Below are 26,432 nucleotides of genomic sequence, written 5' to 3' on the forward strand. Positions count from 1 at the left end.
CCTGTGCTTTGATTGAGCCCGATCCTTTCGCATGAAACCCGCCGACCCCGACGTCTCTCCCGCCCTCGAATGCCGCCGCCTGACCAAGACCTATGAAGGCGGGCGCGTGGTGCTCGACGCGCTCGACTTCGCGCTCGGCGCGGGCGAGTTCGTCGCGGTGATGGGCGATTCGGGCGTGGGCAAGTCGACCTTGCTGAATCTGATCGCGGGACTGGATCACGCGGACGGCGGCGAAGTGCTGATCGACGGCTCGGTGATCTCCAGCCTCCCCGACGACGCCGCCACGCGCCTGCGGCGGCAGAAGCTGGGCTTCGTGTTCCAGGCGTTCCACGTGCTGCCGCATCTGACGCTGTTCCAGAACGTCGCAGTGCCGTTGCTGCTGAACGGCGCGTCGCCCGATGCCGCGCATGCGATGCTCGCGGCGGTCGGTCTGGCGGGCCGCGACGGCGACATGCCGCGCCAGCTGTCCGGCGGCGAACTCCAGCGGGTGGCAATTGCGCGGGCGCTGGTGCATCGGCCGCGTCTGTTGCTCGCCGACGAACCCACCGGCAATCTCGACCCGCAGACCGCGCATGAAGTGCTCGGGCTGTTGCGCGCGGAAACGCAATCGACCGGCGCGGCCACCGTGATGGTCACGCACTCGGAAGCGGCGGCGGCGTTCGCGGATCGCGTGGTGATCCTGAGCGACGGCGCCTTGCACGCCGCAACGCTGCAACGATGAATAACGCCGGAACGAAGCGCCGCTTCGACACGCTCGCGCGCTGGCTGCTCGCCGCGCAATGGCGCAGTCATCGCGGCCGCGCGCTGGTCGCGGTGCTGACGATCGCGCTGGGCGTCGGTCTGGGTTACGCGGTGCAACTGATCAACGGCGCGGCCTTCAACGAGTTCTCGGCCGCCGCGCGCAGTCTGTCGGGGCAGGCGGACTTGCAGGTGCGGGGCGCACAGCCTTTCATCGACGAGCAGCTCTATCCGCGGCTGGCGACGCATGCGGGCGTGGCGGTCGCGAGCCCGGTGCTCGAAGTCGATGCCGCCGTGCCCGGCAAGAGCGCGCCGCTCAAGCTGCTGGGTGCGGACGTGTTTCGCGCGCGGCGCATTGCGCCTGACCTGACCGGCGTGCCGTCGCCGCAAGCGCCGCTCGATGTGCTCGCCAGCGACGCCATCTTCCTGTCTTCCGCCGCGCAGACCTGGCTCGGCGCACGCAACGGCGCGCCCGTCGAGTTGCAGAATGGCACGGCGCCCGTGACGCTGCGCATGGCGGGCGGGATCGCGCGGACGCGGCCCGGCCAGCGCATCGCGGTCATGGACATTGCCGCCGTGCAGACGCACTTCGCACTCGCAGGCAAGCTCTCGCGCGTGGACCTGCAACTGGCGCGCGGCGTGGACCGCGAGGCATTCCGGCAGACGTTGCAACGCGAACTCGGCGCACGCTTCGTCGTCACGGAAACGAGCGATATCGAAAGCCGCACGGACCGGCTCTCGCGTGCGTATCGCATCAACATGAACGTGCTCGCGCTGGTCGCGCTGTTCACCGGCGCGTTCCTCGTCTTCTCGACCCAGGCGGCGGGCGTCGTGCGCCGCCGCGCGCAATTCGCGTTGTTGCGCGTGCTCGGCATGACGCGCGCGGCGCTCGTGCGGCAGATCATGGTCGAGGGCGCGTTGCTCGGCGTCGCGGGCGGTGTGCTTGGGATCGCGCTCGGCTTCACCGTTGCGGCCTTCGCACTGCGTTTCTTCGGTAGCGATCTCGGCGGCGGATACTTCCCGGGCGTCGAACCGCGCGTCACGTTCGAACCGCTTGCGAGCGGCATCTTCCTCGCGCTTGGCATCGGCGTCGCGCTGGCAGGCACGCTTGCGCCTGCGCTCGAAGCGGCCCGCACCCGCCCCGCGCCCGCGCTCAAGGCCGGCAGCGAGGAAGCCGCGCTGACGCCGCTCGGCACGCCGTGGCCCGCGCTTGCCTGCCTCGTGCTCGGCGCGGCGCTCACGCAGGCGCCGCCGCTGTTCGAGACGCCCATCGCCGGTTATGTGGCGGTCGCGCTGCTGCTCGTCGGCGGCATTGCGCTGATGCCGCGTCTCACCGCCAGCGCCTTCCGCCGCGCGCCGCGTTCCCGGAGCGCCGTGGCGACGCTCGCGCTCGCGCGCCTCGCGAATGCGCCGGGGCAGGCGTCCATCGCGATGGGCGGGGTGCTGTCGAGCTTCACGCTGATCGTCGCGATGGCGATCATGGTGACGAGTTTCCGCGTCTCGGTGGAAGACTGGCTCGCGCATCTGCTCTCTGCCGATCTCTACGTGCGCATGGCGGCCAGCGGCGACACCGGCGGCCTCGGTCCCGCTCAGCAGGCGCAATTGGCGGCGGCCGACGGCGTCGCGCACGCGGCGTTCACACGCACCTCGAAACTGACGCTCGATGCCGCGAAGCCGCCCGTCGTCCTGATCGCGCGCGAACTCGATGCCGCCGATCCCGGCGCGACGCTGCAAATGACCGGCGCCGTGTTGCCGCCGTCCGCGTGGCGTGCCGACGAGACGCCGGTGTGGGCCTCGGAGGCAATGGCCGATCTTTACGGATACCGCGTCGGCGAGCGCGTGATGCTGCCGGTCGGCGGGATGGACGCGCGGGTGGTCGTCGCGGGAATCTGGCGCGACTACGTGCGCCAGACGGGCGCGTTGCAGATGCGCATCGGCGACTATCGCAGGCTCACCGGCGACCTGACCGCGACGGATATCGCCATCACGCTGCGCGCCGGTTCGAGCGCCGCGCAGGTGATCGGTGCGCTCAAGCGGCTGCCGTTCGGCGGCACGCTCGAGTTCTCCCAGCCCGGCGAGATTCGCGCGCGCACACTCACCATCTTCGATCGCAGCTTCGCGGTGACGTATTTGCTCGAAGCGGTGGCGATCGTGATCGGCTTGTTCGGCGTCGGCGCCACCTTCTCGATGCAGACGCTGGCGCGCGCACGCGAGTTCGGCATGCTGCGGCATGTGGGCGTGACGCGCGCGCAGATCCTGGCGTTGCTCGCCTCCGAGGCCGGCTGGCTGACGCTGCTCGGCATCGCGCTGGGTTGTCTGCTGGGCTTCGCGATCAGCCTGATTCTCGTGTTCGTCGTGAATCCGCAGTCGTTCCACTGGAGCATGTCGCTGCATGTGCCGTGGACGCCGATCGCGGTCATCGCGTGCGTGATGCTGCTGTCGTCCTGTGCGACGGCGGTGCTGTCGGGCCGCCGGGCCGTGTCGGTCGATGCGGTGCGCGCCGTGCGGGAGGACTGGTGATGCGCGCATGGATCGCCGGAGGATGGCTTGCGTGGCTGAGCCTGTCGAGCGTATGCGCCGAACCACCGGCGTTCGCGCCCGTCGTGCCGGGGCAGGGCATCGACTGGCCGCGCGACAGCGGCGCGCATCCGCCGTATCGTACCGAATGGTGGTACGCGACAGGCTGGCTCGACACGCCGGAGCATCAGCCGCTCGGCTTCCAGATCACGTTCTTTCGCTCGAATACGGGCAGGGGTCAGGCGGACAGCAAGAGCGCGTTCGATCCGTCGCAGTTGATCATCGCCCATGCGGCGCTGTCCGATCCCGCGTACGGACGGCTCGTGCATGACCAGAACATCGCGCGGCAGGGCTTCGGTCTGGCGTATGCGCGGGAGGGCAACACCGACGTCAAGCTCGACGGCTGGCGCATGACGCGCGCAGCGGACGGCAGCTACGCGGTCGTCTCGGATGCCGCGAATTTCGCGCTCAATCTCACCTTCACGCCGACGCAGCCGCCGATGCTCCAGGGCGAGCGCGGCTATTCGCAGAAGGGGCCGTTGCCGGAGCAGGCGAGCGACTACTACAGCGAGCCGCAATTGAAGGTGTCGGGCAGCGTGGTGCGGCCGGCGGCCGATGGCCGGGCGCGCGCGGCGACCGCCGTGACGGGGCGCGCATGGCTGGATCACGAGTGGTCGAGCACGCTGCTGTCGCCGGATGCCGCCGGCTGGGACTGGCTCGGCGCGAATCTCGACGATGGTTCCGCGTTGATGGCCTTCAAGGTCCGCGCGCGCGATGGTCATGCGGTCTGGGCGCATGCCGCGCTGCGCGAGCGCGATGGTCGCACCACGCAGTACGGGCCCGGCGACGTGGAGTTCACGCCGCTGCGGCAGTGGCGTTCTCCGCGCACCGACACCGTGTATCCGGTTGCGATGAACGTGCGGGTCGGCGCGCTGCACTGGCGGCTGAATCCGCTGCTCGACGATCAGGAACTGGACTCGCGCGAGTCCACCGGTGCGCTGTATTGGGAAGGCGCGGTGACGCTCGACGGCAACCCGCGCGGGCGCGGCTATCTGGAGCTGACGGGCTATGCGGGTGCAATCGGGATGGAGAAGCGTTGATGCCTGTGCGCTCAACTATAGATAGGGCGCAAGAACGTCTCCGCTTTTGCTTCCGAGTCGCTCGCTGAAGGTGGAGACATCGACAGGCTCGCCCGTGCGCATGTCGAAGACGTTGCCGGGGAAGGCAATATCGGAGCCCAAGAATCCTCGTGCGAGTTGCAGCTTGGGATTCAGTGCGGGCGGAAGTTCGTCGAGCGAGACGTAAGCGTACGGTTGAAACCTGTCGCCGCTTTGCGCGACTTCGCGTGAAATGCTTCTGATCACGAATGCGAGTCCGGGCCGGACCAACGACTCCGCCTCGTAAAACGGATCCTTGCTGCGCATCGAGAACGGCGCGAGCGCCTTGATGGACCGATGCCGGCCGACTTCGAACACCACGGAGCTTTCATCGATCTCCGGCCCGGCGAAATCCCGAACAATGTGCGGATTCTCGGTGAAAGACGTGAAGTCGGTGTTGACCGGAATATGGCCTTCCCGAATGAGCCCAAGCCGGATGGCTCGCCAGATTGGATAATTCTCGCCCTTGCTGCCCCGATACAATGCGATGTCTCCCGTGGAAGGCAACGCGTCGATCAGGTCGATCATTGCCTCGACGCGCTCCGGACTGTCCATTGCCACTTGCGCTTCGGCCGGAAAGTAATGCGCGGAATAACGTTTGTTCTCGCCGTGCCGCAGATACAGGTTGACGAAGTTCCACGACTCGTACGAGTACGCGAGGAGATGCGTTTGCGCGCGGGCATCGAGGTGGATGCCGCTTGCATTCGCGATGATCTCTTGCCGCTTCAGCGCGGCCATGCCGCCGTGCTTCTTGTTCGCGATGTAGTCTTCGATCCGGATTGCCGTACCCAAAATCTCCGCCGCCGGACTTCGATCCGCATGGCGCAACGCGAATTCTTCGTCCTCGGGCGCTTCATCAGATTCGGGCAAGCTTGCGAGATAACGAGCGAGCGGCAAGACACGGCGCTTCGTTCGCGGGGCGGAAATGCTGCTTCGGGTTGCCAGTGCCTTCAGCATGACGCTCCCTTTTGCTCCTCTTCGCTTCTTGTGCCAGGCAAGCAGCACAGTTCGATGTAACGCGATCAGTGTAGGTCGCGCGGCCTCGCTGCCGATGCCGTTCGCAAAATGTGACAAGCGGCGTCGAGCCGCCTTCGTTCACACGCCCGGAGGCTTGTCCGGCCGCACGTCGAGCAAATGCATGGTCTGCGTGGCGATATCGACGAACGGCGGCCCGGCCACCGCGCCGCCGAAGTGCGAGCCGCGCAGCGGCCGGTCGATCGATACCGCGATGACCACGCGCGGCGCCTTCGCCGGCACGATCCCGACGAACGATGCGCGATACTGATGCCGGTCATATCCCTTCGACGTCCACTTGTACGCGGTGCCGGTCTTGCCGGCAACCGTGTAGCCCGGCACGGCCGCCTGCGGCGCAGTGCCGTCCTTGCTGACGACGCTTTCCATCATCGTGCGCACTTCGCGCGCAACGCGCGCCGTGAACACGCGACGGCCTTCCGGCGGTTCCTGATGTGCGTCGCGGCGGTGAATCGACGCGCGCACCAGCCGGCCGTCGTTGGCGAAACTCGTATAGGCCTGCGCCAGTTGCAGCAGCGACGCCGACAGCCCGTAACCGTAGGACATCGTCGCCTGCTCGATGCGCCGCCAGTTGCGATACGGTCGCACGCGGCCCGTCGAAACACCGGGCAAGCCCGCGCGCGGCGCATGCCCGAGTCCAAGCGCGCGGAAGTTGCGATACATGTCACGCGCCGGAATCAGCAGCGCGATCTTGGTCGTGCCGACGTTGCTCGATTTCTGAATGACGCCCGCCGTCGTCAGCGTGCCGAAGTTCTTGTCGTCGTGGATCGTGCGGCCGTCCAGGCGCAGGCGGCCGCCGTCGGTCGGCACGACGGTATCGGGCGTGATGCGGTGCTGTTGCAGCGCGAGCGCGATAGTCAGCGGCTTCATCACCGAGCCCGGCTCGAAGATGTCGGCGACCGCGCGATTGCGGACCGCCATGCCGGTGCGGCGCGTGTGCTGGTTCGGGTCGTAACTCGGCCAGTTGGCCATCGCGAGGATTTCGCCGGTGTGCGCGTCCAGCACGATGGCCGAGCCCGAGCGCGCATTGCTGCGCTCAACCGCGCTTTGCAGCGCCTTGAACGCAGCGTACTGGATCGGCCGGTCGATCGACAGCGTCAGGTCCTGGCCGTTCTGCGGCGGCGTGGTGTCGAGGGTATCGATGACTTGGCCGCGCGCATTGCGCAGCACGCGGCGGTGACCGTCGGCGCCGCGCAGCGTCGTTTCGGCAAAGCGTTCGAGGCCTTCCTGACCGTTGCCTTCGGCGCCGGTGAAGCCGGTGATCTGCGCGGCGATCTCGCCTTCCGGGTAGTAACGCCGGTAATCCTCCTGCATCGACAAACCGGGAACGTCCAGACGCATCGCGCGTTCAGCGACATCGATGGGGACCTCGTGCTTCAGATACGCGAAGCCGCGATGCGCTGCGTAGATTTTCTCGATGTCAGCGGGAGCGACGTCGAGCAGACGGGAAAGCGCATCGATCTGCTGTTGCGACACGCGTTCATCCAGGTTCGATGCATCCACGAACAGGGTGCGCGTCGGCAGGCTGACGGCGAGCGGGCGGCCATCGCGGTCCAGGATGCGTCCCCGGGAAGCGTGCATCGGCCAATCGCGTACCTGGCGGATGTCGCCCTGACGGCGATAGAAGGCGTCGTCCACGCCCTGCACCCAGAAGGCACGCACCGTCAGCGCGACGAACAGGGCGGCGAAGGCACCGCTCAGTGCGCGCGAGCGCCAGCGCGGCGGCTGCGTCAATGTCGTGGTATGGACAGCGTGACGTGCGATTCCGAGATACTTCCGTTCTGGTGGTTCCATCCCGCAATTATGCGGGAACGCGCTTTCGGGTGGCGAATTGAAAAGCCTGCATCCGGCGTTATCCGCCGGCAATTACATGCAAACTTCGTGCAAAAAGATTTTATAAGGGGCAGCTTAAGTTTCGTTTAAGGAATGTCTCTTAGTCTCAGCCCACCTGAACGTGCTGCGCACCGCGGCCGAACTCATCGCCTCGCAATTCATGTCCGCTTGCTGTTTCGCTCCGTTTTCCCCGACGATCCGCTTGTTTTCGCGGCAGATCGAATAGCGCGCAAGCGTTCTACGCCGCCCGCGGTCAAGACCGCGCCTTTTTGTTCCGGGGGATGCCGTGTTGGGTCGCCCGTCCAGTTTTCCGCCGATGCCCTTCTTACCCGCAACCGCCTTGCCCGGCAAGGCAGGACGCGTCTTTTTCGCTTGCGCGGTCGGTTCGATCTGTTCCGTCGTGATCTGCAATTCGCTCGAGCATGCGCGTCCGTCTTCTTCTTCCGTCCTCGAGGACATGCCGCCCGTGTCGCTCCGGCAAAGCGCCCCTCCCACGCCTGTTGCGCCACCCGCTGCGCCGCCTGCGCCCGTTCGCATCACCGAGAGCGCCACGGTCGACCAGACCTTCTCGCAGGCCGCGCAAAGCCTCGGCATCGATGAGGGAACCATCGCGACACTGACGGACGCCTTCGCAGGCAAGGTCGACATGCGCCGCGATATCCGCAAGGGCGATACGCTGAGCGTCATCTACGACCGCAAGTCGGCCAACGAGCCGGCGCCGGACGCGCCGCTGGCCGTCCGGCTGACGACTGGTTCGTCGTCGCACGATGTGTTTCTCTATCGCGACCCTGAAGGCGAAGCGCGCTACTACGCGAAGGACGGCAACAGCACGACGCCAGGATTCTCGCGCTATCCGCTTGTCTTCACGCGCGTATCGTCGGACTTCTCGTTGCGCCGGCTCGACCCGGTCACGCATCGCTGGCAGAGTCACGATGGCGTCGATCTGGCTGCGCCGATTGGTACGCCCGTGTATGCGTCGGCGCAGGGGAAAGTGACCTTCGTCGGCCGGCAGACGGGTTATGGCAAGGTCATCATGCTCGACAATCCCGCGCCGTATTCGACCGTGTACGCGCACCTGTCGCGCTTCGCGAAGGGCATTCGCAATGGCGGAACGGTGAAACGCGGGCAGGTGATCGGCTATGTCGGCGAGACCGGTTGGGCGACCGGCCCGCATCTGCACTATGAAGTCCGCATCGACGACGTCGCGATGAATCCGCTGACCGTGGATCTGCCAAGCGACGACCGTTTGCACGGCAAGGAGCGGCGGCGTTTCGCGAAGGACGCGGAAAACCTGAGCGCGGAACTGAGCGGCTGATTCCCAGGCGCTACGCTCAGGCGACCAGCCCCACCGAGCGCGTGGCCGGCTTCGGCTCGCGCCGGCTGGCCGCGACCCAGCGGTTCTTGCCGGCGCGCTTGGCTTCGTAGAGGGCGTTGTCGGCGTCGCGGAGGACGCCGTCGAGCTCATCGTGCTGATGATCGAACATCGCAATGCCGATGCTCACGCCGATGCGCAAGGCCAGATCGCTGTCCGTGTGGAACGGCTTCGACAGTTCGCGTACGACCGTGTCGGCGAGCGCGAGCAGATCGCCGCGCGGCGGCGTGACGATCACGAACTCGTCGCCGCCGAGTCGCGCCACCAGCGCGCCTTCCCCCGACAGATGCCGCAACCGGCGCGCCACCAGTGCGAGCAAGGTGTCGCCGACCTCATGGCCGTGGGCATCGTTGACGGCCTTGAAGCCGTCGAGATCGAGATAGAGCAGGGCAGTCGGCGCACCGTTGCGCGCACGACCCGACTCACGCCAACGCGCCGCCTGGAACAGGCCCGCGCGGTTCAGCAGGCCGGTCAATTCGTCGTGACGCGCGCGGCGGTCGTTTTCCTGCTCGGCTTTCATCGTCGAGACGAGCATGCCGTTCAGGCGCCACGCGGCCGCGCTCATCGCGAACAGGTAGAAGGGAATCTGCAATAGCGTGAGCCAGAGCGTCGGCTCGCCGGCCAGCACCGCGCCAAGACAGCACGGTCCCAAGGACAGGAAGATCATCACCGCCACCAGCCGCGGCGCGGCGAAATTGCGGAAGCAGATGCCGCCGACCATCGCGGCGGCCGAGAGGAACGAGAGCGTCGCGGCCACCCAGTCGCCGGACAGCACCGAGACCAGCGCGCCGTAGCCGACCGTCGCGCCCCACAGCGGCGCGAGCAGGACATACGTGTCGGTCAGCGTGGACTTGCCTTCGCGTGCGCGTCGGCGCGCGATGACCAGCACGACCAGCCGGATCAGGCAGACGGCGATCTCGAGTGCCAGCCAGACGTGGAAGGCGGTGGTCGGATGGCGGCGGTCGAGCGCCCAGGCCACCGCGACCGTGTTGAGCACGCCGCCCGCGAAAATCGGCAAGGTGCCGAACAGGCTACCGACGAGCGCGACACGGATCGCGCGGGGAATATCGGCTCCCGCGTGCAGCAACCACGTGGCCGCACGTCCGCGCGGCAATGTGAACACCTCGGTCTGATGGTCCATGTTGGATTCCGGCGTGGTCCGGCGAGGGCGGGACACTCGCGGAAAATCGGACCACATCGCAGATATCGGACGTGAGGCTCGCAAACTTTAGCGAGGGACGCCCGCACGCGCCGACTTTTATACTGACGGCTCCGAACGACAAATTACCCTCACTCCACATGGCCCTCATCAACTACATCACGCAGATCCAGTTCGATTTCGGCGCAGTGCGCCTGCTTGCCGGCGAGTGCGAGCGCATCGGCATGCGCCGCCCGCTGATCGTGACCGATCGGGGCATTCGTGCCGCCGGTCTCGTCGATACGGTGCTCGCCGCGCTCGGCTCGCCCCAGCCCGCGCCGGTGTTCGACGCGACGCCGCCGAATCCGAACGAGGCCGTAGTGCGCGCCGCTGTCGCGATGTACAAGGAGCAGGCGTGCGATGGCGTGATCGCGGTGGGCGGCGGTTCGTCGATCGACTTGGCCAAAGGCGTGGCCGTCTGCGCGACGCATGAAGGCCCGTTGCAGAGCTTTGCTGTGATCGAAGGCGGGCTGGCGCGCATCACGGCGAAGACGGCGCCCGTCATCGCGATTCCGACGACGGCGGGCACCGGCAGCGAAGTGGGCCGGGGCGCGATCCTGATTCTCGACGACGGCCGCAAGGTCGGCGTGATTTCGCCGTATGTGGTGCCGCGCGTCGCGATCTGTGATCCCGAACTGACGCTGGGTCTGCCGCCGATGATGACGGCCGCGACCGGCATGGACGCCATTGCGCACTGCCTCGAAACCTTCATGGCGCCGGCCTTCAATCCGCCCGCCGACGGCATTGCGCTCGACGGACTCTGGCGCGCGTGGCGGCACATCGAACGGGCGACGCGCGACGGCTCGGATCGCGTGGCGCGCTGGAACATGATGAGCGCGTCGATGCAGGGCGCGTTGGCGTTCCAAAAGGGTTTGGGCTGCGTACACAGCCTGAGTCACTCGCTGGGCGGCATCAATCCGAAGCTGCACCATGGCACGCTCAACGCCATCTTTCTGCCGGCTGTGATCGCGTTCAATCGCAGCGCGCCGACGATGCAGGACGAAGGGAAGCTGGAGCGCCTCGCGCAGGCGATGGGCCTGTCTTCCGGCGATCAAGTAGGCGATGCCGTGCGCGAGATGACCGCGACGCTCAACCTGCCGCGCGGGCTGGCGGAACTCGGCGTCACGCGCGACCTGTATCCGCGGATCATCGCGGGTGCGCTGAAGGATCACAGCCACAAGACGAATCCGCGTGAAGCGTCCGAGGCAGATTACGTAGCGATACTGGAAGCGTCAATGTAGGGACAGGGCGCAAGCCTTTGCACGACGGCGCTGGTGCGGCATTGCAACAAACACTTAAGGGAAAACCCTTAACTCTGTTACAATGTCGCAAAGTTTGAGGAACAGATCATGCGCCGCCATCACCAAGTTATCGAAAAAGTCGCCTTTACCTTGCTCACGCTGTCCGCTGTCGTCGATGCAAGCTATATCACCTGGGAAAAGCATCCCAACTTCCGCGAAAACGTCACCGAAATTGTCAAGCTGAGCGCAGATCTCTCGCTGGCGAACCCGGGTGTCGGCGAACCCACGCCGCTCGTGCCGCTGGCGTTCAACTAAGCTGCTTCCCTCCGGCGCGGCCTTTCTCGCCGCGCCCGCTGCTTCAAGCCCATACCGGTTATTCGGCCCGCCGTCGCACGGCGCGCGCCGGCTGCCTTATGCTGGCGGCTTCTTGTGCCGTCGCCGCCCAGCATGTCTTCCGCTCTCCATTCCGACGTCGCTTTCACCGACCCGCTGCGCCGTTTCGCGCGCGCGATCGGGCAGATCGTCCTTCAGCGTAACGCCGCGACCGGCGCGCTCCTCTTCCTCGCGGTGCTCAGCGCGAGTCCGCGCCTTGCGTGCGGCCTCCTGATCGGCACGCTGACCGGCCATGTCATCAGCGCGATCATCGATAACGACGACGCGCCCGTCTTCAGCAACGATCTCCACGGCTTCAACGGCGCCTTGGCGGCGCTGGCGGCGTTCGCGTTCATCGGCGATGTCTCGCAGGCGGGCGCTGTCGCGATCGTCGCGGCAATGGGCGCCACGCTGCTCGCCCACAAGCTGTCCCGCGTCCTCGCCCGCTTCGACTGGCCGTTCCTGTCGAGCCCGGCGATCCTGGTGACCTGGTGCTGGCTGCCGCTGTTCAGCGGGCGCGGCGACACGGGCGCGATCCCGCAAGTCGCGGCAGGCGTCGTGCCGATGCTCGAAGCGGCCTTCGCGGGACTTGCGCCGATCACCTTCGCGACCGGCGCCGTAGCGGGCGGACTGATCGCGGCGGGCTTGTTCGCGGCGCGGCCGTCGCAGGCGGGCTGGGCGCTGGCCGGCAGCGCGCTCGGCGCCACGCTGCACGGACTGGGCGGCGCGGGCGATGCGGTCGTGCTGTCCGGCGCGTGCGGTTTCAACGCCGCGCTGGCCGCGCTGGCGGCGGCGCCACTCGGCAGGCGTTATGCGCTGTTCGCGATCGTCGCGGCGGTGTTGATCGAACGCCTGATCGACTGCGCTGGTATCGCCGCGCTGACGGCGCCCTTCGTGCTGGCGTCGTGGTTGACGATCGCGCTGCAACGCCGCTTGATCCGTACCCCGCCATCAGGAGACTCGCATGTCATTCACCCACACGCCTGAACGCAGGATCGCGCAGTATGGCCCGCGCAGTGCAGCCGAAACCGCCACGCGCGTCGATCTGGCGGCGGCCTATCGGCTCGTCGCGCTCAATGCCTGGGACGACGTCGTCTACACGCACATCTCGGCGAGCGTGCCGGGCGAGCCAGGACGGTTTCTGATCAATCCATTCGGCTTGTCGTTCGACGAAGTCACGGCGTCGAATCTCGTGAAGATCGATATCGACGGCAATGTGATCGGCGAGAGTGCGCATCCGGTGAACGCGACGGGCTTCGCGTTGCACGGTGCCGTACACACGGCGCGCGACGATGCCGTGTGCGTGATGCACCTGCACGTGCGCGAGGCGATCGCCGTGTCGGCCCAGCCGCATGGCTTGCTGCCGGGCTCGCAGCATGCGATGCGCTTCCACGGCCACCTTGCGTACCACGACTACGAAGGCCTGGCATTCTCGCCGGCCGAAGGCGAGCGGCTGGTGACGAGTCTCGGCGCGCATCGTGCGATGCTGCTGCGCAATCACGGCCCGCTCACGCTGGGACGGACTGTCGCCGAGGCTTATGTGCTGATGGATATGCTCGTCAAGGCATGCGATATTCAACTGCGCGCGCTGGCGGGCGTGAACAAGATGATCGTGCCGACACCGGACGTCGTCACGCGCACCGCGGCGCAACTGCATGATGACGACGCTATCGAAGGCGCGCTCGAATGGCCTGCGTTGCTGCGCAGGCTGGAGCGCATCGACGCGTCATATCGCGACTGAAAAAAACCAGCAAAGGAGAGCAACGCCATGCCGACATTCAACATCCAGCTATTCGAAGGCCGCACGTCGGAGGAGAAGCGCAAGTTCGTCGAGGCGATCACGCGCACGACCTGCGAGACGCTCGGCTGCGAGCCGGGCTCGGTGGATATCATCCTGACGGAGGTGAAGCGCGAGAACTGGGCGACCGCTGGCAAGCTCTGGTCGGAGCAATGAACACGGCGCGCATACGGCGCGATGCCGCATGCGCGCATGAGTCGATTACATCGATGCCTTCACGGCGAGACGGAACTTGTGCAGCAGCGGTTCCGTATAACCGCTCGGTTGCGTGCGGCCTTCGAACACGAGCGCGCAGGCGGCCTTGAACGCGAAGGAGCTGTCGAACGCGGGGGCCATCGGTTGGTAGACCGGGTCGGCCTCGTTCTGCTGATCGACGACCGCGGCCATGCGTTCCAGCGTCGCCTTCACCTGCTCTTCGCTGACGATGCCGTGACGCAGCCAGTTCGCAATGTGCTGGCTGGAGATGCGCAGCGTCGCGCGGTCTTCCATCAGGCCGACATCATGAATGTCCGGCACCTTCGAACAGCCGACGCCCTGATCCACCCAGCGCACCACATAACCGAGAATGCCCTGCGCGTTGTTCTCGATCTCGTTCGTGATGTCCTGTTCCGACCAGGTCGGCTTGTCGACGACGGGAATCGTCAGCAGACCGTCGAGCAGTTCGTTCTTCTGCCCTTCGTAGTCGTGGCTTTCGAGGTCCTGCTGTACCTGCTGCACATCGACCATGTGATAGTGCAGCGCATGCAGCGTGGCCGCCGTGGGCGAGGGCACCCACGCGGTGTTCGCGCCCGCTCGCGGATGCGCGATCTTCTGTTCGAGCATCGCGTGCATGAGGTCGGGCATCGCCCACATGCCCTTGCCGATCTGCGCGCGGCCGCGCAGCCCGGTGTTCAGGCCGACGAGCACATTGTTGCGCTCATACGCGGTGATCCACTTCGACGACTTCATGTCGCCCTTGCGCATCATCGGGCCGGCTTCCATCGATGAATGCATCTCGTCGCCGGTGCGGTCCAGGAAGCCCGTGTTGATGAACGCGACGCGCGCGCCCGCCGCCGCAATGCAGGCCTTCAGGTTGACGCTGGTGCGGCGCTCCTCGTCCATGATGCCCATCTTGATCGTGTGACGCGGCAGGCCGAGCAGGGCTTCGATGCGCGAGAAGAGTTCATCGGCGAAGGCCACTTCGGCGGGGCCATGCATCTTCGGCTTCACGATATAGATGGAACCCGTGCGCGAGTTCATCTTGTTCTTGAGGTCGTGCATGGCGCCGAGCGTGGTCATCACGCCGTCGAGGATGCCTTCCGGAATCTCGTTGCCGTCGTGGTCGAGCACGGCAGGATTCGTCATCAGATGGCCGACGTTGCGCACGAACAGCAGCGAACGTCCGTGCAGGCTCAGCGTCGAGCCATTCGGCGCGGTGTATTCGCGATCCGGATTCATGCTGCGCGTGAAGCTCTTGCCGTTCTTCGTGACCTGCTCGGCGAGATGGCCCTGCATCAGGCCGAGCCAGTTGCGATAGAGCTGGGTCTTGTCGGCGGCATCGACGGCCGCAACCGAATCCTCGCAATCGATGATGGTGCTCACCGCCGCTTCCATCAGCACGTCCTTCACATGCGCGGCATCGGTCTTGCCGATCGGATGGTCCGCGTCGATCTGGATCTCGAAGTGCAGGTCGTTGTGCTTGAGGAGAACGGCGTGCGGCGCCTTCGCATCGCCCTGATGGCCCGCGAACTGCTCGGCGTTGGCGAGGCCGCTCTTGCTGCCGTCCTTCAACGTGACGACGAGCGCGCCCTGTTCGACGCTGTACTTCGTGGCATCGACATGCGAGCCGTGCGCGAGGGGCGCGTTGTCGTCGAGGAAGCGGCGTGCATAGGCAACGACCTTCGCGCCGCGCTTCGGGTTGAACTGGGCGGTGCGTTCGGCGCCGTCGGTGTCGTCGATGGCATCAGTGCCGTAGAGGGCGTCGTAGAGGCTGCCCCAGCGCGCGTTGGCGGCATTCAGTGCATAGCGCAGGTTCGAGAGCGGCACGACCAGTTGCGGACCGGCCTGCTCGCCGATCTCGCGATCCACGTTGGCGGTGCTGGCCTGCACGTGCGCGGGCGCAGGGACGATGTAGCCGACGTCTTCGAGAAATTTGCGATAGCCGCGCAGGTCCTGCACGGGGCCGGGATGGCTGCGATGCCAGTTGTCGAGTTCGGTCTGGAGGCGGTCGCGCTCCGCGAGCAACGCGCGGTTTTTCGGGGCGAGGTCGTGAACGAGCGCATCGAAACCTTTCCAGAAGGCGGCGCTGTCGACACCCGTGCCGGGGATGGCTTCTTCATCGACGAACTTCGCCAGACTTGCGTCGACCTGCAGACCGTGTTGTTGGATCATGTCGTTCATGGGCACTCCGGCTGAGTTGCTGTGACTCTGGGGTTTGGGGTGGGCTGGTTGTGTATGGTAGCGCGTCTTGGGGGAGGATCGAAGCGGCGCGGTTGGGGGGCCAACTTGTGACGAAGGCGAAGAACGTCTTGGGAAAAAATGAGTCCTGCGTTCGTGCCAAGGAAAGGCACGAACGCAAGACTCGAAAATACTGCAGGCTCGGGCGGACAGGGATGGCCTATCCCCCCAACAAATCCTCGATCATCACCGGCAGCTTCCTCACGCGCACGCCGGTCGCGTGATACACCGCGCCGGTGATCGCCGCCGCGATCCCCGCCAACCCGATCTCCGCGATCCCTCGCGCGCCGAGTTCGTTGAACACGGTATCGGGATAATCGAGAAAGGTGACGTCCATCTTCGGCGTGTCGGCATGGGTTGCCACCACGTAATCCGCGAGACTGCTGTTCACCGGCGCGCCGCTGCGCTCGTCGTACACCGTGTGCTCGAACAGCGCCATGCCCACACCCATCACCACCGCGCCCTCGATCTGATTGCGGCCCGCACGCGGATTGAGGATCTTGCCGCCATCGATCACGGTCACGACGCGGCTCACGCGCAAGCGCGCCGTCGAAGGATCCCACGTCACTTCAGCGAAATGCGCGCCATAGGAATGGATCGACCATTTCTTCTTGAGCGGATCGTTGAAGCCGCCTTTCGCGCTGCCGCTGCCCGACGCCGCATGCAGCTTTGCCGCGTCGAGAATCTGCGCATACGGCACGCCGCTGTTCGAAGGCTGATCCTTGCGATGCACGTGCCCGCCGCTCATCGCGAGTTCCTCAGGCTTCGCGCCGTTGAACGGCGAGCCTTCGGTCTTCGTGGCATGCGTGAGCAGCGTCTTGATGGCGCCGCGCACCGCATCCGATACCGCCGGAATCACCGAAGCCGTCGCCGCCGATCCACCCGACACCGGTCCGAGCGGCAGCGCCGTATCGCCGAGACCGACTTCGATCTTGCCGAGCGCAATGCCGGTATGTTCCGCGACCAGCTGCGCGAGGATCGTATACGTGCCGGTGCCGATGTCCTGCGTGCCGCACGCAATGCGCGCCGTGCCGTCGGCGCGCAGGTCGACGGTGGCGTCCGCCGAGAAGCGCAGGCCCGGCCAGCTGCATGCGCCGAGGCCCCAGCCGAGCGTGAGGCCGTCACGCTTCATCGAGCCGACGTCCGGCGTGCGCTGGCTCCAGCCGAATTTCCCGGCGCCGGTGGTCAGGCACTCCACGAAGTGCCGCGATGAGAACGGCAGGCCGCTGCTTTCATCGACCTTCGGCTCGTTGCGCAGCCGCAGTTCGACCGGATCGATCTTCAAGGCGACAGCCAGTTCGTCCATCGCCGATTCGAGCGCATACAGCCCAGGCACCGCGCCGGGTCCGCGCATCGACGTGGGCGAGCCGACGTTGCGCTTCACCGTGCCGCCCGTAACGCGCAGGTTCGGCACGCTGTACATCGACGGCGTGGCTTCGCCGCAATCTTCCGCGTACTCGTCGGCGAGCGCCGCGTGATTCACGAAGTCATGCTGCAAGGACACGAGCTTGCCGTCCTGCGTCGCACCAAGCCGGACACGTTGCTGCGTGGTCGGACGGTGGCCGACGTTCTGGAACATCATCTTGCGCGACAACACGAGCTTGACGGGCCGTTCGAGCTGCCGCGTCGCGGCCGCCGCGAGCAGCGAATGCGGCCACATCCACAGCTTGCCGCCGAAGCCCGAGCCAAGATAGCGCGAGATCACGCGCACCTTTTCCTTCGGCAAGCCCAGCATCTGCATCAGTGCGCCCTGATGATTCGAAACGGCCTGGCTCGTCTCGTAGAACGTATAGCCGTCGCCGTCCCAGTGCGCGACGGTGGCGTGCAGTTCAATCGGATTGTGCGTCTCCACCGGCGTGACATAGGTCTCGTCGATCTTCACCGGCGCGCTGTCGAACGCCATGTCCGGGTCGCCGCGTTCGCTGTGGGTGTCGAGCTTGCCGCCGTCATCGAGCGCGGCGCTGACGTCATGCGGCGTCTTGTCGTAACCGACCTTGACCGCTGCTGCGGCGGCGCTCGCGGCCTCGAAGGTATCGGCCACGACGAGCGCCACATACTGCCCGTAATAGCGAATGATGTCGTCTTCGAACGGCGGACGGTTTTCATCGACCATACCGGTCTCGATCGAACCGCCCGCGAGCCGATAGAAGCGGCCGATATTGCCGCGATGAAAAATCAGCTGCACGCCGGGCATGGCCTGCGCGGCGGCGAATTCGAGCGACGTGATCCTGCCGCTCGCAATGGTGGCGCCGACCGGCACGGCAACCAGCATGCCGGGCAGATCGACGTCCGAGGTATAAGTCGCGCGGCCGCAGACCTTCAGCGGTCCGTCGATGCGCGACTGGGGCCGTCCGATGACGGACGGCGTGGTGTCGGGCGCGGTGGACATAGTCAGGTTTCCTTGGTCGGGTTCAGGACGCTTGCGTGACGAGCTTGAGCGTATGCACGATGCAGCGCTTCGACAGCTCCACCTTGAAGCCGTTCTCGCTTTGCGGCTTCGCAGCGGCGAGCGCGGCATCGGCGGCGCGGCGGAAGGTCGCCTCGTCGGGCGACGCGCCTTGCAACACCTGCTCAGCCTCGCGTGAGCGCCATGGCTTCGTGCCGACGCCGCCCAGACCCACGCGCGCATGCTCGATGCGCCCGTCCTTGACCGCGACCACGATCCCCGCCGACGCCAGCGCGAACTCATACGATGCGCGATCGCGCAGCTTCAGATACGCCGACCGCGCGCCTTGCGGCAGCGGCGGCACGGTGACGTGCGTGATGAGATCGCCGGCGTCGAGCACGTTCTCGCGATCGGGCGTCGTGCCCGGCGTCAGGAAGAATTCGTCGACGGGAATCGCGCGCTTGCCGCCCGTGCCTTCCACGTGAATGGTCGCTTCGAGCGCCTGCAACGCGACACACATGTCCGACGGATTGCTCGCGATGCACGCTTCGCTCGTGCCGAGTATCGCCATCATCCGGTTGAAGCCTTGAATGGCCGAGCAGCCGCTGCCCGGTTCGCGCTTGTTGCAGGGCGAAGCGGTATCGCGGAAATACACGCAGCGCGTGCGCTGCATGATGTTGCCGCCGGTCGTCGCCATGTTGCGCAGCTGTACCGACGCGCCCGCCAGCACCGCCTGCGACAGCACCGCATAGCGTTCGCGAATCAGCGCGTGATGCGCGAGGTCCGAATTGCGCGCGGTGGCGCCGATGCGCACGCCGCCATCGCTCGTTGCCTCGATGGCATCGAGCGGCAGGCGGCTGATGTCGATGACGCGCATCGGCCGCTCGACATTGAGCTTCATCAGGTCGAGCAGCGTGGTGCCGCCCGCGAGAAAGCGCACTTCGGCGCCTTGCTGGGCGGTATGCGCGAGCGCGCCGCCATTGATCGCGTCGCGCATGTCGCGCGCGCGGGAGAGCTGGAACGTTTCCATGGTGCTCTCCTTATTTGGCCGGGGTCTTGTCGGCGCGCACCGACTGGATCGCCGTGACGATGTTCTGATAGGCGCCGCAGCGGCACAGGTTGCCGCTCATCGCTTCGCGCACGTCGTCGTCGTTCGGGCCAATGGGTTCGTCGAGCAGCGCGACCGCCGACATCAACTGGCCCGCCGTACAGTAGCCGCATTGATAGCCGTCGCACTCGACGAACGCGGCCTGCAACGGATGCAGCGCCTCCACTTCGCCGATGCCTTCGATGGTCGTGACGGTGTCGCCGTCGCATGCAGCGGCGAAGCACAGGCATGAGTTCACGCGGCGTCCGTTGACATGAACGGTGCAGGCGCCGCATTGGCCGTGGTCGCAGCCTTTCTTCGTGCCGGTCAGATGCAGATGGTCGCGCAGGGCGTCGAGCAGGGTCGTGCGCGGGTCGAGCGAGAGCGTGTGACTGCGGCCATTCACCGTGAACGTGACGCTGGCGGGCGCGGCCGGCGTCCGGACCGGCGCCAGTGCTTCATTGCGGGGGGAACTGGGCGTGTCGGCGTGAATGGTTTTGGATTGGGGGACGGGGCGTTGTGGCATCGAGCATTCTCCAGGGGTAGCGCATGGAAGCTGCACTGCATGGCAAGCGCGGCCCAGGCAGGCAACACGGCGTGAGAAGGCGAAGATGGAGCGAGAGCGTGACGGCGCGCGTCAGGCGGGGGACGGGCAGCCGAGGAAGAGTCTGCGCATGGCGCGCAGGACTTCATGTGCCGCGGGGTCGCGTGTGAAGACGCACAAGCCAACTCAAGCCAGTATAGGCAGCGGACGCGAAACTTTCTCGACTGCAAGCTTGCATGCGCTGCCGGTCTTGCGCAGGCGCACGAAGCATGCCCGGCGTTGAGCTTCAGTGCGGGAACACGACGCGTACGAACAGGTAGAACAAGTAGACGCCGACCGTCGTGAACGCCACGAGCGCCGCGAGGACGAGGAACAGGCGCACAGTCATCTGCATGGCGTCAGTCCAAAAAAATGGCCGCTTGCGCGGCCGGAAGGAGGGGTGGATCGGTCAGACTTCAGGCTAAAGGCGCATTCTTAAATCAGACTTAAGTGCGCTGCTCTTTCGGGCTGGCCGGACCATTCTCCTTCCTTTGCGAACTCGATGCAGCAAACTTACCGCAATGCTTCGCTATAACGGTCGCGCAGCGGAATGATCGTCACCAGTGCCACTGCGCTGCCAAAGATCACGTAGTAGCAAATTGAAAGCGGGTCACCCGTGCTCATCGTGAGCCATTGCACGATGGCCGGTGCAAAGCCGCCGAAGATCATCACCGCGACGTTGTAGCTCACCGAGATGCCGGTCGAGCGCACGCTGGAGGGCAGCAGCTCCGAGATGAACGCCGGATAGCAGCCCTGGAAGATGCCGAGGTAGGTCATCAGCAGCGCCTGGCAGACGATCAGCATCGGCAGGCTCGGATGCGCGGTCAGCACCGCGAAGATCGGATACGCGGTGAGCAGCGACAGCGCGAGCGCGGTCAGCATCAGCTTCTTGCGGCCGATACGGTCCGACAGGCGCCCGAAGAACGGGCAGCAGACCAGATACACGAGCGCGCCGATGGTCGAGCTGATGAGGCCGTCGGTGAGCGCCATGTGCAGCACGCGGGTCGCGTGGGTCGGCAGATACAGCAGGAAGATATACGTGCCGATGGTGCCGAACACCGTCAGGCCAAAGCCCGCAAGCACGGAAGTCCAGTGCTTGGTGGCCGTGTCGCGGATGGGGCTTGCGCTCAATTCGTTCTTCTGCGCCTTCTCGACGAACACCGGCGATTCATCGAGCTTCGAACGCAGATACAGTCCCACCGGCACGATCAGCAGGCCGACCACGAACGGTATGCGCCAGCCCCAGCTATTGAGATGCTCGGGGCTCAGCGTGCGGGTCAGCACCGCGCCGAAGAACGAGCCCGTGAGACTCGCCGCCGCCTGCGCGACCATCTGGAAGCTGCCGAAGTAGCCGCGCTTGTCAGCGGGCGCGTATTCGACGAGAAAGGCCGTCGCGCAGCCCACTTCGCCGCCCGCCGAGAAGCCTTGAATCAGCCGGCCCAGCAACATCAGCAAGGGCGCGGCAATGCCGATGGCCGCATACGTCGGCGCGAACGCGATGATCGCAATGCCGACCGCCATCAGCGAGATGGTGAGCGTGAGCGCCGACTTGCGTCCGACCCGATCCGCCACGGCGCCGAGCACAATGCCGCCGAGCGGCCGCGTCAGGAAGCCGACGCCGAAGGTGGCCCAGGTGGCGAGCAGCGAGATGGTGGGATTGGTGGCGGGAAAGTAGAGCTTCGAGATGATGACGGCGAAGAAGCCGTAGACCATGAAGTCGAACCATTCGAGCGCGTTGCCGATGGTCGATACGACGATTGCTCGTCGGCCGGACAGGTTGAGCGCGGCGTTCGGTTCGGCCGCGTGGGCTGCAGGAAGTACGGTGCTCATCGAATGCCCTCCGTGGGCGTGGGGCGATTGATCAAATGCCAGACTGGTTGGCCGACGACAGCCGTGTATTCCGGCCTGCACCGGGTAGGCGAGCAGACCGCTGCAACCCTCAAACACTACGCCATGCTGAAATAAGAAAATATAGAATTTCTGAACTGACACTCAAGGAAACCTGATTGAACGATCGGGTAAGCCCCTAGCCACGATGAGCAACATCCGCTTCCTGCGCACCTTCATTGCCGTTGCGCGCTACGGTTCCTTCGCTGCCGCCGCCGAAAAAGTCGCGCTCACGCAAGCCGCCGTGAGCATGCAGATGCAGTCGCTCGAAGACGACCTCAAACGGCCGCTGTTCGACCGCGTGGGACGGACCAATCGCCTGACGAGCATCGGCAAGCAGGTATTGCCGCAGGCGGAGCGCATCGTCGCGCTGTACGACAGCATGCGGCACACCGGCCTCGATGACGAGATTGCCGGCTCGGTGTCCATTGGCGCAGTGGATTCGGCAATGGGCGCGCTGGCATCGGTTGTCACCGAACTGAAAGGTCAGTACCCGAAGCTCGACGTGCGTCTCTTCACGGGCAAGGCGCTCGCGCTCGCACCGCAAGTGGAAGCAGGCGAGATCGATGCGGCGGTGATCGTCGAGATGGCGGGCAAGACACCGGCCAGTCTCAACTGGACGCCGCTCTATTCGGAGCCGCTGGTCGTGATCGGCTCGCCGGGCGGCGCGGCCCTGAGCGCCGCCGAGATGCTGGCCAGCCGCCCGTTCCTGCGCTTCGACCGCGCGCAGCGTACCGGCGCGTTGATCGAGCGCGCCCTCAGGCACAACCGGCTCGTGGTGAACGAGTTCCTCGAACTGAATTCGCTGGAAGTGATCGTGGAACTCGTGCGGCAGGACGCGGGCGTGTCCGTGGTGCCGCTGCTCGAACACGGCTCTTGGGCAAGCGACCCCGCGTTGCGCGTGATGTCGCTTGCCCGGCATACGCCGCGCCGTGTCGTCGGCATGCTGGAGCGCAAGATCCACGACCGGCATGCAGTGATGAGCGTCGTGCAGGAACGCATCCGGTTGCGCTCGCATGGCACGATGCCGCTCGCGAACGAGACCTGACACGCAAGCTTTGCTTAAGTGACGGACAAGAAATATCAGCTTTCCCTGTGAATTGCGGCCGCTGACAATGCTTCGGCAACGTCGACCGTCCAACCATCACTCAAGAGGAAAGCATGTCGATCATTCCCGAGATCGCCGCAAGCCGCGCCACGATTCAATCCATTCGCCGCGATATTCACGCGCATCCCGAACTCTGCTACGAAGAAGCCCGCACTGCCGAGCTTGTGGCGCGCACGCTTGAAAGCTGGGATATCGAAGTGACGCGCGGACTCGGCAAGACGGGCGTGGTCGGCGTGTTGAGGAAGGGCAGCGGCAAACGCGCCATCGGTTTGCGCGCCGACATGGACGCGTTGCCCATTCCCGAGCTGAACACCTTCGCGCATGCATCGCGCCACGAGAACAAGATGCATGCGTGCGGTCACGACGGCCATACCGCCATGCTGCTCGGCGCCGCGCAATATCTCGCGAAGCATCGGGATTTCGACGGCACCGTCGTCTTCATCTTCCAGCCCGCGGAAGAAGGCGGCGGCGGCGCGAAGGCGATGATCGAGGATGGTCTCTTCAAGCGCTTCCCGGTCGATGCCGTGTTCGCGCTGCACAACTGGCCCGGCATGCCCGCCGGTGAATTCGGCGCGCGCGTGGGCGCGACCCAGGCGTCGAGCAACGAGTTCGAGATCCGCATCGAGGGCGTCGGCGCGCATGCCGCAATACCGCACGATGGCGTGGACCCGGTGTTCACGGCCTTGCAGATCGGCACGGGCTTGCAGAGCATCGTGACGCGCAACAAGCGCCCGGTCGATGCCGCCGTGCTGTCGATCACGCGCATGCAGGCGGGCCATGCGATCAACGCGATACCCACCACCGCGACCCTCGCCGGCACGGTGCGCACGTTCTCGACCGAGGTGCTCGATCTGATCGAGACGCGCATGAAAGAGATCGTCAGCGCGACGGCGACGGCGTATCGCTGCAAGGCGGAAGTCAGTTTCCTGCGCAACTATCCGCCGACCGTCAACACCGAAGCGGAAGCGCAGTTCGCGCTGGGCGTGATGCGCGATATCGTCGGGGCGGAGAAAGTGAATCCGAACGTCGATCCCACCATGGGCGCCGAGGATTTCTCGTACATGCTACTGGAGCGGCCCGGCTGCTATGCGTATATCGGCAATGGCGTGGGTGCGCATCGCGAACATGGGCACGGCATCGGTCCATGCATGCTGCACAACAGCAGCTACGACTTCAACGACGAACTGCTGCCGCTCGGCGCCACCTATTGGGTGCGGCTCGCGCAGGCGTTTCTTTCGCGTGCCTGAACGGGAGAGCGCACATGTTTTCATCGACCTATCGCGAGGCGCGCCAGCGCTTCCTCGACACCGCCGCCGAACGTCGGCTGAACGTTGATACGCGCGTGCTGGAGGGCGTGGCCGGACTCGAAGGCGAGTTGCTGGCCACGGATGTCGTGCGCATCGGGCCGCGCGCGGCGCGGCGCATGCTGGTGCTGACTTCGGCGACGCATGGCGTGGAAGGCTTCTGCGGCTCGGGCGCGCAGATCGCACTGATGCGCGACGACGGACTGGCCGCGCTGATGAAGCAACTCGATGTCGCGCTGCTGCTTGTGCATGCGATCAATCCCTATGGCTTTTCCTGTCTGAGCCGCACGACGGAAGGCAATGTCGATCTGAACCGCAACAGTATCGACTTCACTGCGCCTTTGCCGCAGAACGCGGGCTATGCGGAATTGCACGAACTTCTGATCCCGGCCACCTGGCCGCCCGACGAGGCCAATGTACAGGCCATTTGCGGCTATATCGACGAGCGCGGTGAATGGGCGTACCAGCAGGCCGTGACGACAGGCCAGTACACGCATCCGCAGGGCATGTTCTATGGCGGCGCGGAAACGGCATGGAGCACGCGCACGATGCGCGAACTGCTGACGGAATATGGCGAGGCCTGTACATCGATGGGCTGGATCGACTTCCATACGGGGCTCGGTCCGAGCGGTTTCGGCGCGAAGATCTGCGTGGGCGATGTGCAGCGCGCACGCCGCTGGTGGGGCGCGGATGTGACGAGCCCGTCGGACGGCACCTCGATCGCGGCGGACATTGCCGGGCCGCTGCTCGATACCTTGCGGCAGACGTGTCCGCATTCGGCCAATGCGGGGATCGCGGTGGAATATGGCACGGTGCCGCTCACCGAGATGCTCGACATGCTGCGTGCGGATCAATGGGTGAGGCAGCACGTCGACGCACCCGATGCCGTGAAGAACAAAATCCGCCAGCAGATTCGTGCGGCCTTCGTTATCGATGACGATGTCTGGCGCGGCCAGATCCTCGGTCAGGCGCGCGCGGCCGTGTTGCAGGGGCTATACGGCCTGTCGCGCGAGAGCTGACCAATCCGGGCCGCACACGCCGCAGCGGCCCGGCGCGTCACAGCGACATGCAGCCCGCCAGGATCACGCGCCAGCCGGGCTGCTCCGGCTCATGCTCGGCGCGCTGCCCATAGATTTGCAGGATCAGCTGGCCGTCCTTGGCGAATACTTCGAGGCTCGTGACATAGCCGCAGTCGGACGGCTTGCTCACGATCCAGCAGCGGTCGATCCGCTCGTGCTCCACGTGCAGACGATATTGCTTGTTCAGCACGTTGAGATACTGCGCGTCCCTGGCCAGCTTCTCGACCTTGCCCGTCGATATCTGCACGCAGCCCGCATTGCTGACGAAGATCGCGAGGCTCACGTCCCTCATCTTCGACTCGGTGAGCACGTCCATCAGCGAATCAGCGGCGACTTCGCGCGCCAGGTCGGGCTCCACGCAGCGATACAGTTCCTGCCGGCTCTTGCCGTGCTTGCGCATCAGCAGATAGAAGTCATGCGGATCGCTCATGGCGCGCCATTCTTCGCTGATGGATTGCTCGGACGCGCCGTGGCCGTCCGCACCAGGATGGCTATGCGGCATGCCGCGAGGCGCGACTGATTCGACGTGGGCCTTGGCGGTCTCGTGCGTGCACCGATAGCTTTCCACGAGTGCATTGAAGGCCGGCATGTTCGTATGCTGGGTCGCATAGATCTTGTGCACGGCTCGGCCGGCGTCGTCGAAGATCTGGATGGACTCGAGCGTGCGATTCGGTTTTTCGTCGCGCAAAAAGAAAAAGTTTTTCCAATGACGGAAGAAAATCCGCAGATCAAGACCGCCGGGATTGAGAACCAAACCCGCTTCGGCCGACACGCTCATCTGCCGATAACCGTTCAGGTATTGATTCGTGAACACGCCGGTCTGAACGCTGATGGCATGTTCGTTTCTCGTGATGCCGCGCACTTCGCCGCAGCCTTCGAGCCCCGCGATAAACGCCTTCACATCAGGCACGCTCAGCGCGACGGCATCCGTGCCGACACGTGCGCGCATCATCGTCAACTCGTCGATTTGAAGATCCCGGGCAATATCGTACGCATATTCCTTGGGGATCCTGTCTTTAAATGCATCGATGATTTCGTTCACTGCCTTTCCTTGGTCGTGATGGATGGCAATGAGATTACGCTTGTGGGCATGCCTAAGGGTTTGCCTTTAGCGCTTTGCTTGACGGAAGCCAAGCGGCTCACGCGGTATTGCTCAAGAACAAGAAAAGATGTTTTTTCGAAATATCTCAAACCTGCTTAATTGCTAAGAGGTGGTTTCAAAATGCCTGAGCAGATCGTTGAAGAGTATTCCAGCAGATCATGCAGGCAGCGAGTTTGAGGAAGGCTTCATGCATTGTCGCCAG

22 protein-coding genes and 1 pseudogene are annotated in these 26,432 nt (G+C 65.3%); 12 read left to right on the forward strand and 11 right to left on the reverse strand.

Annotated features, from left to right (window positions below):
* Positions 1-31: 31 nt before the first annotated feature.
* From QCE63_RS21565 to QCE63_RS21575, 3 genes are read left to right on the forward strand one after another with little or no spacing between them, the layout of a single operon-like run.
* Positions 32-721 carry an ABC transporter ATP-binding protein gene (locus tag QCE63_RS21565; protein ID WP_309835869.1) on the forward strand — a complete coding sequence of 230 codons (690 nt, stop codon included), beginning with the start codon at positions 32-34 and terminating at the stop codon, positions 719-721.
* Positions 718-3,258, forward strand: a complete 2,541-nt coding sequence (locus QCE63_RS21570) for an FtsX-like permease family protein (RefSeq protein ID WP_309835870.1) — start codon at positions 718-720, stop codon at positions 3,256-3,258. The genes QCE63_RS21565 and QCE63_RS21570 overlap by 4 nt, the downstream gene beginning before the upstream one ends.
* On the forward strand, positions 3,258-4,355 hold the full coding sequence (locus QCE63_RS21575; RefSeq protein WP_309835871.1) for a lipocalin-like domain-containing protein: 1,098 nt from the start codon (positions 3,258-3,260) through the stop codon (positions 4,353-4,355). Before QCE63_RS21570 ends, QCE63_RS21575 begins: the two co-directional genes overlap by 1 nt.
* 15 nt (positions 4,356-4,370) lie before the next feature.
* Here the strand turns inward: QCE63_RS21575 and QCE63_RS21580 are convergent, their stop codons facing one another.
* The 3 genes from QCE63_RS21580 to QCE63_RS21590 all read right to left on the reverse strand — a co-directional run bounded on the left by QCE63_RS21580 (position 4,371) and on the right by QCE63_RS21590 (position 7,736).
* Positions 4,371-5,309 carry a hypothetical protein gene (locus QCE63_RS21580; RefSeq protein ID WP_309835872.1) on the reverse strand — a complete coding sequence of 313 codons (939 nt, stop codon included), beginning with the start codon at positions 5,307-5,309 and terminating at the stop codon, positions 4,371-4,373.
* Positions 5,310-5,507: 198 nt separating this feature from the next.
* Complete coding sequence (locus QCE63_RS21585; protein WP_309835873.1) at positions 5,508-7,238, reverse strand: penicillin-binding protein 2; 1,731 nt, start codon at positions 7,236-7,238, stop codon at positions 5,508-5,510.
* Between the two features lie 114 nt (positions 7,239-7,352).
* A complete protein-coding gene (locus QCE63_RS21590) occupies positions 7,353-7,736 on the reverse strand; it encodes a hypothetical protein (RefSeq protein WP_309835874.1) in 384 nt (127 codons plus the stop codon).
* On the opposite strand from QCE63_RS21590, the gene QCE63_RS21595 reads away from it, so the two are divergent.
* Positions 7,735-8,592: a peptidoglycan DD-metalloendopeptidase family protein gene (locus tag QCE63_RS21595; RefSeq protein ID WP_309835875.1), complete on the forward strand. Its 858-nt coding sequence runs from the start codon at positions 7,735-7,737 to the stop codon at positions 8,590-8,592. The genes QCE63_RS21590 and QCE63_RS21595 overlap by 2 nt on opposite strands.
* Before the next feature lie 16 nt (positions 8,593-8,608).
* Here the strand turns inward: QCE63_RS21595 and QCE63_RS21600 are convergent, their stop codons facing one another.
* Complete coding sequence (locus tag QCE63_RS21600; protein ID WP_309835876.1) at positions 8,609-9,790, reverse strand: GGDEF domain-containing protein; 1,182 nt, start codon at positions 9,788-9,790, stop codon at positions 8,609-8,611.
* A gap of 158 nt (positions 9,791-9,948) precedes the next feature.
* Between QCE63_RS21600 and QCE63_RS21605 the strand changes: the two genes are divergently transcribed.
* From QCE63_RS21605 to QCE63_RS21625, 5 genes are all read left to right on the forward strand, one after another.
* Complete coding sequence (locus QCE63_RS21605; protein ID WP_309835877.1) at positions 9,949-11,088, forward strand: iron-containing alcohol dehydrogenase; 1,140 nt, start codon at positions 9,949-9,951, stop codon at positions 11,086-11,088.
* A 108-nt stretch (positions 11,089-11,196) separates the two neighbouring features.
* Positions 11,197-11,403 carry a hypothetical protein gene (locus QCE63_RS21610; RefSeq protein WP_309818537.1) on the forward strand — a complete coding sequence of 69 codons (207 nt, stop codon included), beginning with the start codon at positions 11,197-11,199 and terminating at the stop codon, positions 11,401-11,403.
* A 132-nt stretch (positions 11,404-11,535) separates the two neighbouring features.
* The gene (locus QCE63_RS21615) at positions 11,536-12,447 is read left to right on the forward strand and encodes an urea transporter (protein ID WP_309835878.1); all 912 of its coding nucleotides are present in this window, start codon (positions 11,536-11,538) and stop codon (positions 12,445-12,447) included.
* A complete protein-coding gene (locus QCE63_RS21620; RefSeq protein WP_309835879.1) occupies positions 12,425-13,201 on the forward strand; it encodes a class II aldolase/adducin family protein in 777 nt (258 codons plus the stop codon). The genes QCE63_RS21615 and QCE63_RS21620 overlap by 23 nt, the downstream gene beginning before the upstream one ends.
* 27 nt (positions 13,202-13,228) lie before the next feature.
* Positions 13,229-13,414: a 4-oxalocrotonate tautomerase gene (locus tag QCE63_RS21625; protein WP_309835880.1), complete on the forward strand. Its 186-nt coding sequence runs from the start codon at positions 13,229-13,231 to the stop codon at positions 13,412-13,414.
* A gap of 45 nt (positions 13,415-13,459) precedes the next feature.
* Here QCE63_RS21625 and QCE63_RS21630 read toward each other — a convergent pair whose 3' ends face one another.
* The 5 genes from QCE63_RS21630 to QCE63_RS21650 all read right to left on the reverse strand — a co-directional run bounded on the left by QCE63_RS21630 (position 13,460) and on the right by QCE63_RS21650 (position 21,580).
* Complete coding sequence (locus tag QCE63_RS21630) at positions 13,460-15,637, reverse strand: malate synthase G (RefSeq protein ID WP_309835881.1); 2,178 nt, start codon at positions 15,635-15,637, stop codon at positions 13,460-13,462.
* Positions 15,638-15,854: 217 nt separating this feature from the next.
* Entirely contained in the window at positions 15,855-18,083 is a 2,229-nt protein-coding gene (locus QCE63_RS21635; RefSeq protein WP_309835882.1) for a xanthine dehydrogenase family protein molybdopterin-binding subunit, read from the reverse strand.
* A 22-nt stretch (positions 18,084-18,105) separates the two neighbouring features.
* Positions 18,106-19,110, reverse strand: a complete 1,005-nt coding sequence (locus QCE63_RS21640) for a xanthine dehydrogenase family protein subunit M (protein WP_309835883.1) — start codon at positions 19,108-19,110, stop codon at positions 18,106-18,108.
* Positions 19,111-19,120: 10 nt separating this feature from the next.
* Positions 19,121-19,693 (reverse strand): 2Fe-2S iron-sulfur cluster-binding protein, encoded by a 573-nt coding sequence (locus tag QCE63_RS21645; protein WP_309835885.1) that lies wholly within the window; start codon positions 19,691-19,693, stop codon positions 19,121-19,123.
* A 570-nt stretch (positions 19,694-20,263) separates the two neighbouring features.
* On the reverse strand, positions 20,264-21,580 hold the full coding sequence (locus QCE63_RS21650) for an MFS transporter (RefSeq protein WP_309835887.1): 1,317 nt from the start codon (positions 21,578-21,580) through the stop codon (positions 20,264-20,266).
* Between the two features lie 205 nt (positions 21,581-21,785).
* On the opposite strand from QCE63_RS21650, the gene QCE63_RS21655 reads away from it, so the two are divergent.
* The 3 genes from QCE63_RS21655 to QCE63_RS21665 all read left to right on the forward strand — a co-directional run bounded on the left by QCE63_RS21655 (position 21,786) and on the right by QCE63_RS21665 (position 25,068).
* The gene (locus QCE63_RS21655) at positions 21,786-22,685 is read left to right on the forward strand and encodes a LysR substrate-binding domain-containing protein (RefSeq protein WP_309835889.1); all 900 of its coding nucleotides are present in this window, start codon (positions 21,786-21,788) and stop codon (positions 22,683-22,685) included.
* Between the two features lie 113 nt (positions 22,686-22,798).
* Positions 22,799-23,992, forward strand: a complete 1,194-nt coding sequence (locus QCE63_RS21660) for a M20 aminoacylase family protein (protein WP_309835890.1) — start codon at positions 22,799-22,801, stop codon at positions 23,990-23,992.
* Positions 23,993-24,006: 14 nt separating this feature from the next.
* Positions 24,007-25,068, forward strand: coding sequence for a M14 family metallopeptidase (locus tag QCE63_RS21665; RefSeq protein ID WP_309835892.1), 1,062 nt, complete (start codon positions 24,007-24,009; stop codon positions 25,066-25,068).
* A 37-nt stretch (positions 25,069-25,105) separates the two neighbouring features.
* Here the strand turns inward: QCE63_RS21665 and QCE63_RS21670 are convergent, their stop codons facing one another.
* Both QCE63_RS21670 and QCE63_RS36895 read right to left on the reverse strand, forming a co-directional pair.
* Positions 25,106-25,717: a ChuX/HutX family heme-like substrate-binding protein gene (locus QCE63_RS21670; RefSeq protein ID WP_309835893.1), complete on the reverse strand. Its 612-nt coding sequence runs from the start codon at positions 25,715-25,717 to the stop codon at positions 25,106-25,108.
* A gap of 27 nt (positions 25,718-25,744) precedes the next feature.
* A pseudogene (locus tag QCE63_RS36895) lies at positions 25,745-26,080 on the reverse strand (ChuX/HutX family heme-like substrate-binding protein); the annotation flags it as partial.
* Between the last annotated feature and the right edge of the window lie 352 nt (positions 26,081-26,432).

The organism is Caballeronia sp. LZ065, assembly GCF_031450975.1.
In the GTDB taxonomy this organism is placed as follows: Bacteria; Pseudomonadota; Gammaproteobacteria; order Burkholderiales; family Burkholderiaceae; genus Caballeronia.

Coding starts and splice junctions, on each gene's coding strand:
- QCE63_RS21660 (WP_309835890.1), top strand. CDS start 22,799: ATGTCGATCATTCCCGAGATCGCCGCAAGCCGCGCCACGATTCAATCC.
- QCE63_RS21620 (WP_309835879.1), top strand. CDS start 12,425: ATGTCATTCACCCACACGCCTGAACGCAGGATCGCGCAGTATGGCCCG.
- QCE63_RS21615 (WP_309835878.1), top strand. CDS start 11,536: ATGTCTTCCGCTCTCCATTCCGACGTCGCTTTCACCGACCCGCTGCGC.
- QCE63_RS21585 (WP_309835873.1), bottom strand. CDS start 7,238: ATGGAACCACCAGAACGGAAGTATCTCGGAATCGCACGTCACGCTGTC.
- QCE63_RS21630 (WP_309835881.1), bottom strand. CDS start 15,637: ATGAACGACATGATCCAACAACACGGTCTGCAGGTCGACGCAAGTCTG.
- QCE63_RS21655 (WP_309835889.1), top strand. CDS start 21,786: ATGAGCAACATCCGCTTCCTGCGCACCTTCATTGCCGTTGCGCGCTAC.
- QCE63_RS21605 (WP_309835877.1), top strand. CDS start 9,949: ATGGCCCTCATCAACTACATCACGCAGATCCAGTTCGATTTCGGCGCA.
- QCE63_RS21650 (WP_309835887.1), bottom strand. CDS start 21,580: ATGAGCACCGTACTTCCTGCAGCCCACGCGGCCGAACCGAACGCCGCG.
- QCE63_RS21645 (WP_309835885.1), bottom strand. CDS start 19,693: ATGCCACAACGCCCCGTCCCCCAATCCAAAACCATTCACGCCGACACG.
- QCE63_RS21590 (WP_309835874.1), bottom strand. CDS start 7,736: ATGTCCTCGAGGACGGAAGAAGAAGACGGACGCGCATGCTCGAGCGAA.
- QCE63_RS21670 (WP_309835893.1), bottom strand. CDS start 25,717: ATGCCGGCCTTCAATGCACTCGTGGAAAGCTATCGGTGCACGCACGAG.
- QCE63_RS21570 (WP_309835870.1), top strand. CDS start 718: ATGAATAACGCCGGAACGAAGCGCCGCTTCGACACGCTCGCGCGCTGG.
- QCE63_RS21665 (WP_309835892.1), top strand. CDS start 24,007: ATGTTTTCATCGACCTATCGCGAGGCGCGCCAGCGCTTCCTCGACACC.
- QCE63_RS21640 (WP_309835883.1), bottom strand. CDS start 19,110: ATGGAAACGTTCCAGCTCTCCCGCGCGCGCGACATGCGCGACGCGATC.
- QCE63_RS21565 (WP_309835869.1), top strand. CDS start 32: ATGAAACCCGCCGACCCCGACGTCTCTCCCGCCCTCGAATGCCGCCGC.
- QCE63_RS21610 (WP_309818537.1), top strand. CDS start 11,197: ATGCGCCGCCATCACCAAGTTATCGAAAAAGTCGCCTTTACCTTGCTC.
- QCE63_RS21595 (WP_309835875.1), top strand. CDS start 7,735: ATGCCGCCCGTGTCGCTCCGGCAAAGCGCCCCTCCCACGCCTGTTGCG.
- QCE63_RS21600 (WP_309835876.1), bottom strand. CDS start 9,790: ATGGACCATCAGACCGAGGTGTTCACATTGCCGCGCGGACGTGCGGCC.
- QCE63_RS21575 (WP_309835871.1), top strand. CDS start 3,258: ATGCGCGCATGGATCGCCGGAGGATGGCTTGCGTGGCTGAGCCTGTCG.
- QCE63_RS21635 (WP_309835882.1), bottom strand. CDS start 18,083: ATGTCCACCGCGCCCGACACCACGCCGTCCGTCATCGGACGGCCCCAG.
- QCE63_RS21625 (WP_309835880.1), top strand. CDS start 13,229: ATGCCGACATTCAACATCCAGCTATTCGAAGGCCGCACGTCGGAGGAG.